Consider the following 8,018-nt stretch of genomic DNA (forward strand, 5'->3'; position numbering starts at 1 on the left):
TACTCGCCACCTAATATCCGCCCGGCACGGGTAGCAGAATGCTTGGTTCCTTCGAGCCCAGCAGGCTCATGGGGTTGATGTACTCGGCGTCCTTGCCGCTGCCGTCCCCGCGGGCGCCTCCCTGGCGTACGCCCCAGTACAGGCACGGGGTGGAGCATCGCTGGTAGGGGCGCTCGCTGTTGCCGCCTGCCGTGACTGCGACGGTGCCGATGACCTCACCGGCTGCAACCGTGGTGCCGACCGGGAGCGTCTCGTCCATGGGTTCGAAGGTGCTGCGCCGCCCATCCGGATGCGCAATGACCAGTACTTTGCGGTTGACGACCGTGCCGCTGAAAACCACTTTTCCCGGTGCCGGTGCGTATACGCGCCGGTCGTGTTCGGGTACGGCGAGGTCTACGCCGCGGTGCCCTGCGCTCCAGCGTTGGGCGGGCTTCTCAAAGGGGTGGATCACCCGCGGTCTGGATTCAGCGGTGGGGGAGCGGTACCGTAGTCGGCTCGCGGTGAGCTCAACGGTGCTGAGAACGTGCACGCTGCTGGGAACGTGCGCACTTGAGACGGCACCGTCAGTAAACCCTGCCCCGCCTGTAGGACTAAGCCAGCCCGAATAACCCTGACTGCCCGCGTAGCCCTGCTCACCTGAGATCACAAGTGCACCCAGCAGGCAGCACGCCACCAGCATCGTGCGCCGTAGCGTTGTCGCTAATGTCTTCATGTTCTGCTTCATCTTCTGAGCACATCACGAATTGCCTCGCCCCGCTGCGCCTCACGAAAAATTGTGGATAACACCGCTGTTTTCGCCTTAAAATCCTTTATCCACAGTGCCGCTGAACACACCCGCCGCGCCCGCGCAGGTTTTAACCCTAATCCGGCGGATGGCGGATTAATCGCGGAATATACGGTACAATGTCGTATTGCAGTGTGCCTGCGCGGGTATTCTCCCTCATCGAGGGATTCCGCACAGCATCACTGACGACGCGCGGCGTGAGCGGCATCCTCAAACGGGGAGCCGATAAGGGACCTTCGGTCCACCCACACGGGGTGGTTAGGGCCTGAGCTGAACGGGTAACCGTGAACGCTAACCGCCGCCAGGAAAAACTGATAACTACTATGCGCGCGTTGGGCTAGCCCGAATGGGAGGTCCGCGCGGCACCACAAAGGAGACGACATGCCCGTCGTAACTATGCGTGAAATGCTGGACTCCGGCGTTCACTTCGGTCACCAGACCCGCCGTTGGAACCCCAAGATGAAGCGTTTCATCCTGACCGAGCGCAACGGCATCTACATCATCGACCTGCAGCAGTCCCTCGCCTTCATCGACAAGGCATACGAGGCTGTTAAGTCGACCGTCGCACACGGTGGCAACATCCTGTTCGTGGGTACCAAGAAGCAGGCTCAGGAAGTTATCGCTGAGCAGGCAACCCGCGTGAACATGCCCTACGTGAACCACCGCTGGCTCGGTGGTATGCTGACCAACTTCAGCACCATCTCCAAGAGCATCGAGCGCATGAAGGAACTCGAGCAGATTGACTTCGACGATGTAGCAGGTTCTCGCTACACCAAGAAGGAACTGCTCCTCATGCGTCGCGAGTTCGAGAAGCTCGAGAAGACCCTCGGCGGTATCCGCAACCTGTCCAAGGTTCCCTCCCTCCTGTGGGTTGTTGACACCAAGAAGGAGCACCTGGCAGTTAACGAGGCTCAGAAGCTGGGCATCCCCGTTGTTGCTATCCTCGACACCAACTGCGACCCCGACGAGGTTGCTTTCCCGATCCCCGGTAACGACGACGCTATCCGCTCCGTCAACCTGCTCACCCGCGTGATTGCTGACGCAGTGGCAGCCGGCCTGATCGAGCGCAACGCTAAGAAGAACGGCAAGGCTGAAGCAGCTGAGGAGCCCATGGCAGCTTGGGAGCGCGAGCTCCTGGAGCAGCACGAGGCTGCACAGGCTGAAGAGGCTGCTAAGTAAGCTTTCTTAGCCCACTAAGCTTTATGCTTTGTGGCCCCCGCCTGCGGGGACCACGTTCGGACGGCGCCCGCCCTGACCTGGGCGCGGCGCCGTCCGCCATTTGTACCACCGGGATGTCATCCCGATTTATTACAGCAACACAAGGAGTTCACAATGGCGAACTACACCGCAGCAGACATCAAGGCACTGCGCGAGAAGACCGGCGCAGGTATGCTCGACGTCAAGAAGGCTCTGGACGAGGCTAACGGCGACCAGCAGAAGGCTGCTGAGATCATCCGCGTTAAGGGTCTGAAGGGCATCACCAAGCGCGAGGGTCGCGCAACCGCTGAGGGCCTGGTGGCTGCACGCGTTGAGAACGGCGTTGGCTACATGGTTGAGGTCAACTCCGAGACCGACTTCGTGGCAAAGTCCGACCCCTTCATCGCTTTCGGCCAGAACGTGCTCGAGGCTGCTATTGCTGCTGACGCTTCCACCCTGGAAGAGCTGCAGGCTGCATCCTACGAGGGCAAGACCGTTGAGGAGCTGACCACCGACGCTGGCGCACTGCTGGGCGAGAAGATCGTTGTCCGCCGCATTGCACGCGTTGAGGGTGAGCACGTTGCAGTGTACCTGCACAAGACCTCCAAGGACCTGCCGGCACAGGTTGGCGTTCTGCTGGCTGTCTCCGGTGAGAACACCGACGAGATCGCACACGACGTTGCAGTTCACATTGCTGCAATGAGCCCCAAGTACCTGGATTCCGAGTCCATCCCCGCAGACCAGATCGAGACCGAGAAGCGCGTTGCTCGCGAGACCGCAATCGCTGAGGGCAAGCCCGAGAAGATTCTGGACAAGATCGTTGAGGGTCGCCTGAAGGGCTTCTTCAAGGAGAACACCCTGCTGGATCAGGACTTCGCGAAGGACTCCAAGAAGTCTGTTGCACAGGTTCTGTCCGAGGCTGGCGCAACCGCTACCGCGTTCGCACGTTTCCGCGTGGGCGCATAAGGACTCGTTGCAGTTCTACCCTCCCGTATTGCGGGTTCCCGGTAAGGGAAGTCGTATGAGGTTGGGATTATAGCCTGAAGCCGGGTAGTCACCACTGGTGGCTACCCGGCTTTGCTGTATCCTTGATAAGGACTAGGCGGCAGGAGTCCGCCCCGATCACCTATAACAACCCCTAGGTAAGCCACTGGAGGAACCATGCCCGAAGCTATTTCGCACCCGATTCACCATGACGAAACCGGCCGCCGCCGCGTTTTGCTCAAGCTTTCCGGTGAGGTTTTTGGTGGCGGTGAAGTCGGTATTTCTACCGAGGTCGTGCGCAGCATCGCTAAGCAGATCGCCGCAACCGTTGGCGAAGTTGAGACCTCCATCGTGATTGGTGGCGGCAACTTCTTCCGCGGCGCTGAACTCTCTCAGGCAGGTATGGACCGCTCCCGTGCAGACTACATGGGTATGCTCGGCACCGTGATGAACTCCCTGGCTCTGCAGGACTTCCTGGAGCAGGAGGGTATTGACACCCGCGTTCAGTCGGCTATCACCATGCCGCAGGTTGCTGAGACTTACATTCCTCGCCGCGCGATCCGCCACATGCAGAAGGACCGCGTTGTGATCTTCGGTGCTGGTGCGGGTCTGCCCTACTTCTCCACCGACACTGTGGCTGCTCAGCGCGCCCTGGAAATCCACGCAGATGAGGTTCTGGTGGCTAAGAACGGCGTGGACGGCATCTACACTGCTGACCCGAACAAGGACCCCAACGCTGAGCGTCTGTACAACCTCACCTACGATGAGGCAATGCAGCGTAACATCCGCGTACTGGACCAGACCGCGTTCTCCCTGTGCCGCGACAACAACGTGACCATGCGCGTGTTCGGTATGCAGGGTGACGGTAACGTGACCCGCGCAATCCTGGGCGAGAAGATGGGTACCCTCGTTACTCGCTAACCCCTAATTTTTAGGTTGGGGCGCATGGAATGCCCCCTCACACTGTGACCGTGCCTGATGGTGCGGACTTATTCTGGACGGTACCGCGCGAGTAAGCGCTAAAACTCGCTTATGCCCGCCGGTACCGTCTAGACTTATATCAAATACGACGTTCTGCCTCTTTCCCGTCGACTTCGCCTTATCCTTACGGTTTTCGCCTCGGATGCGCCGCGAACCGGTAGGGAACCGTGAGGGCTGAACGCGCACCCACCGACAATTCTGGTACCCCAGAATACCGACAAAGGAGATCCTTTCGTGATCGAAGAAATCCTTGCCGAAGCCGGCGAGAAGATGGAAAAGACCATCGAAGCAACCAAGACTGAGTTCGCTAAGGTTCGTACCGGTCGTGTGAACCCCGCAATCTTCAGCGGCCTGACCGCAGAGTACTACGGTGCGCCGACCCCGCTGCAGCAGCTGGTGTCCTTCAACGTTGAGGACGCACGTACCGTCAAGATCGTTCCCTTCGACGTGACCGCACTGGCAGCTATTGAGAAGGCTCTGCGTGACTCCGACCTGGGTGTTAACCCCAGCAACGACGGTGCAGCTATCCGCGTTGTCATGCCCGAAATGACCGCTGAGCGCCGTAAGGAATACACCAAGCTCGTCAACCACAAGGCTGAAGAGGCTCGTATCTCCATCCGTAACGTTCGCCGCCACGCTAAGACCGCTATTGACAAGCTGGTCAAGGACAGCGAAATCGGTGAAGACGAAGGCGCACGTGCTGAGAAGGAACTGGACGCACAGACCAAGAAGCACATCGACCAGGTCGACGCACTGTACAAGCACAAGGAAGCTGAACTGCTCGAGGTCTAAACCCTAATGAGTACACGCAAAGAAGCGAAAGAAGAGAGAGGCACGCCGCCTGCTCCACAGCCGAGCCCGCAGACCGCTGCAACGCCGGTGAAGTCGCGCAGCGCCAAAGCTGGCCGTAACCTGCCCGCCGCCATTAGTGTGGGCGTCGGTTTCGGCGTGCTATTGGTGCTGGGCCTGATTTACCAGCCGATTTTTGTGGCGCTTGCAGCTGCCGCGGCTGGCCTGGGCGCCTGGGAAATTGGGCACGTGCTCAATACCCGCCGCGGCTACGGCATCCCGGAATACCTGCTGGGTGCCCTGTCTGGCGCAATTGTGGTGGTGTCTTTCCTGTTCGGTTTTACCGGGCTGGGCATCGCCCTGGCGGTGAGCCTGCTGGCGCTGCTGCTCTCTTCTGCTCTCGTGCGTGCTGACCGTCAGGTCTCACTGGGTAAGTCTTTGAGCGGTAGCGCCCTGGCTCTGCTGTGGGTGCCGCTGATGCTGGGTATTGCCATGGTCTACTTCCAGACGGACCACGGCGAGCGCGGCATCCTCATGATTCTGCTGATGGCAATCTGCAATGACACGTTCGGCTTTATTGCCGGTGTGAATTGGGGTAAGCACCCGATGGCGCCGAAGATCTCCCCGAAGAAAAGCTGGGAGGGTCTGGCTGGTTCCTTCGTCGGCTCGGCAGTTGTTGGCGCTATCGCCTTGGCGGTCATGGGTTCGCCCTGGTATTGGGCTATTCCGCTGGCGGCGGTCATGGTGGTCGCTTCGACTGCCGGTGACCTGGTCGAGTCCGTGTTCAAACGCCGTATGGGTGTGAAGGACATGTCGAATATTCTGCCCGGTCACGGCGGCATGATGGATCGCCTGGACTCGATCCTTTTCGCTGCGGCGGCTGGCTGCCTGATTTTCCGGTTTATTATGCCGCTCTAAAGCTTCAAGCTTTATCGCTTATGGAGGCGGGGCGTTTCTTCCCACGAATGGGGGAGGGGCGCCCCGCCTTTGCTGTATCCGGCTTTGCTGTACCCGCTGAATAGGGGCGCAGAAGTCAGGAAAGCAAGGGACTATATCTAAGACACCGCCCGCCAACCTTGCGTCAGGTAGCCTGCGCATTGGTATTCTTAAAGTTCAATCGTCGAGAGGAGCCCACCTTGGCAAGCACCACCCGCGGAGGCGGATTTGCCCGTGCAGCAGAAACCGAACCCGGCTACAAGCGCAGTGAAGTAGACCGCCTGTTCACCCGCCTCGCCGAGGACTACGAGAAGCTCAGCGGAGCCGCCGAACTGCCCGAAGACCTCTACACCTCCCGACGAATCCGCCAGGTCGTCTTCCGCGAAGAACCCGGCGGCTACCAGCTGGACGTGGTCGACCGCGCCCTCGAAAAGATTGAGGAACGCTTCGCCAAGCTCGAACGCAGCCGCTACATTGAGGCGTACGGCCTGGACAACTGGGAACGCTCCCTCGTAGAGACCGGCGAGCTACTCGCAGGCCGCCTGGAACGCCCCGCCGGTGAGCGTTTCCGTCGCCCCAGCAAGCGCCGCCACATGGGCTACTTCGTCGGCGACGTGGATGCCATCTGCGACCGCGTGTACGCCCAGCTCAACAGCGAAGAGCCGCTGGACCCCTCCGTGGTGCGCCACGCAAAGTTCCGCCCCGCCTCGGGCACCGTCAGCTACGAGGAATCCCAGGTGGACGCTTTCCTGGACCGCTGCATTGAGCTACTGCAGGATCTGCTCTAAAACGTTACGTGTTGAATCCCCCGCCCCGTATGACAGGGTGGGGGATTCTTCTATGCCGAGGACAGCCCTAAACGCAGACGTATGCCCGAACGTACCCGCGAGCTCATGAGACACTAGAACCATGAAGTTTGGATCCTCAGCACGCGTCGGCGGCAGCCGCGACCGCCTCACCGACGCCCTCACAGAACTCACCCGCGCACCGCAGCGCGTCACTCTCCTCGGCTCGACCGGCTCCATCGGCACCCAAGCCATGGAGGTCATCGACCACCTCGCCGCGCTCAAGGGCACCAGCGCCTCCGCCGCCGACGCACCGCTGAAGGTCGTCGCCCTCTCCGCAGGCTCCCGATCCCTCGAACTGCTCGCACGCCAGGCAGTGCACGTGCGCGCCGAACTGGTCGCCACCAGCGGCACCGCAGAAGACGCACAGCGCCTCCGCGAACTCATCGAAGCGGCAGCCTCCGAAGCAGGAGCCACCGGCTACACCCCGCAGATCGCCCACGGCGCCGAAGCCTCCGTACAGGCGGCAGCGCACCCGGCAGACACCGTCCTGAACGGCATCACCGGCTCCATCGGCCTGGAACCGACCCTCACCGCCCTCAACAGCGGCTACCGCGTGGCACTCGCCAACAAGGAATCCCTCATCGCAGGCGGCCCGCTCGTACGCGCCGCCGTGGACGCATCGCCCCTGGACACCCCCATGGTGCCCGTCGACTCGGAGCACTCCGCCCTTGCGCAGGCGCTCGCCTCCGGAACCGACGCTGAAATTGACCGCCTCATCCTCACCGCATCGGGCGGCCCGTTCCGCGGCTACAAGCGCGAACAGCTGCACGACGTGACCCCCGCGCAGGCGCTCGCACACCCCACCTGGGATATGGGCCTGGTCGTCACCACCAATTCGGCAACCATGGTCAACAAGGCACTCGAAGTGCTTGAAGCGCACCACCTGTTCGGCGTGGACCTGGACCGTATTGACGTGGCGGTTCACCCGCAGTCCGTCGTGCACTCCATGGTGCAGTTCGTGGACGGCTCCACTATCGCGCAGGCGTCGCCGCCGAGTATGGTTCTGCCCATCGCGCTGGGTCTGACCTGGCCGCACCGCATCCCCGGCGCCGTGCCCGCCTGCGACTGGTCGAAGGCGGCATCCTGGACTTTTGAACCGCTGGACGAGGAAGCATTCCCCGCCGTGCGCATGATTAAGGACGCCGGTAAGATCGGCGGCACCCACCCGGCAGTGTTCAACGCCGCCAATGAGGAAGCCGTCGCAGCATTCCACGCGGGCGCGATTCGCTTTACCGACATTGTCGACTCGGTGGCACGCGTGCTGGAGGAGCACACCGGCAGTGCTGAGGCTGTTTCTGACGCTGATTTGACGCTGGAGGCGGTGCTGAACGCGGAGCGTTGGGCTCGCGTTCGCGCGAATGAGCTGCTGGGCATGACCGGCAACTAACCGGTTCTGAGGCGGTATTCGCATTTCTATGGGATGGGGCGTGGAGGGGCTGGTGTTCGTCCTCGTTCCTACAGGGGCACCCGCCCTCGCTTCGCTTCGGGCACCCTGATGT

Annotated in this window: 8 protein-coding genes; 7 read left to right on the forward strand and 1 reads right to left on the reverse strand. The window is 61.3% G+C overall.

Annotated elements, in window-relative coordinates; translation table 11 throughout:
- Window positions 1-10: 10 nt before the first annotated feature.
- Window positions 11-451 (reverse strand): M23 family metallopeptidase, encoded by a 441-nt coding sequence (locus HMPREF2919_RS08380; RefSeq protein WP_070667198.1) that lies wholly within the window; start codon window positions 449-451, stop codon window positions 11-13.
- Window positions 452-1,165: 714 nt separating this feature from the next.
- On the opposite strand from HMPREF2919_RS08380, the gene rpsB reads away from it, so the two are divergent.
- From rpsB to dxr, 7 genes are all read left to right on the forward strand, one after another.
- Complete coding sequence (rpsB, locus tag HMPREF2919_RS08385; RefSeq protein WP_005508818.1) at window positions 1,166-1,963, forward strand: 30S ribosomal protein S2; 798 nt, start codon at window positions 1,166-1,168, stop codon at window positions 1,961-1,963.
- A 153-nt stretch (window positions 1,964-2,116) separates the two neighbouring features.
- Entirely contained in the window at window positions 2,117-2,947 is an 831-nt protein-coding gene (tsf, locus tag HMPREF2919_RS08390) for a translation elongation factor Ts (RefSeq protein ID WP_070600713.1), read from the forward strand.
- Window positions 2,948-3,142: 195 nt separating this feature from the next.
- A complete protein-coding gene (gene pyrH, locus HMPREF2919_RS08395) occupies window positions 3,143-3,886 on the forward strand; it encodes a UMP kinase (protein ID WP_049350194.1) in 744 nt (247 codons plus the stop codon).
- A gap of 294 nt (window positions 3,887-4,180) precedes the next feature.
- Window positions 4,181-4,738, forward strand: a complete 558-nt coding sequence (frr, locus tag HMPREF2919_RS08400) for a ribosome recycling factor (protein ID WP_044150664.1) — start codon at window positions 4,181-4,183, stop codon at window positions 4,736-4,738.
- 87 nt (window positions 4,739-4,825) lie between these two features.
- Window positions 4,826-5,653 (forward strand): phosphatidate cytidylyltransferase, encoded by an 828-nt coding sequence (locus HMPREF2919_RS08405; protein WP_246824075.1) that lies wholly within the window; start codon window positions 4,826-4,828, stop codon window positions 5,651-5,653.
- 218 nt (window positions 5,654-5,871) lie between these two features.
- Window positions 5,872-6,459, forward strand: a complete 588-nt coding sequence (locus tag HMPREF2919_RS08410) for a cell division protein DivIVA (protein ID WP_070667193.1) — start codon at window positions 5,872-5,874, stop codon at window positions 6,457-6,459.
- Window positions 6,460-6,580: 121 nt separating this feature from the next.
- Complete coding sequence (dxr, locus tag HMPREF2919_RS08415) at window positions 6,581-7,906, forward strand: 1-deoxy-D-xylulose-5-phosphate reductoisomerase (RefSeq protein WP_070667195.1); 1,326 nt, start codon at window positions 6,581-6,583, stop codon at window positions 7,904-7,906.
- Window positions 7,907-8,018: the final 112 nt, after the last annotated feature.

Origin of the sequence: Rothia sp. HMSC068E02, from assembly GCF_001813565.1 — a bacterium.
Classification (GTDB): domain Bacteria; phylum Actinomycetota; class Actinomycetes; order Actinomycetales; family Micrococcaceae; genus Rothia.

Excerpts from the sequence above, each read along its gene's own strand:
- rpsB (WP_005508818.1), top strand. The coding sequence starts at position 1,166 with ATGCCCGTCGTAACTATGCGTGAAATGCTGGACTCCGGCGTTCACTTC.
- tsf (WP_070600713.1), top strand. The coding sequence starts at position 2,117 with ATGGCGAACTACACCGCAGCAGACATCAAGGCACTGCGCGAGAAGACC.
- pyrH (WP_049350194.1), top strand. The coding sequence starts at position 3,143 with ATGCCCGAAGCTATTTCGCACCCGATTCACCATGACGAAACCGGCCGC.
- dxr (WP_070667195.1), top strand. The coding sequence starts at position 6,581 with ATGAAGTTTGGATCCTCAGCACGCGTCGGCGGCAGCCGCGACCGCCTC.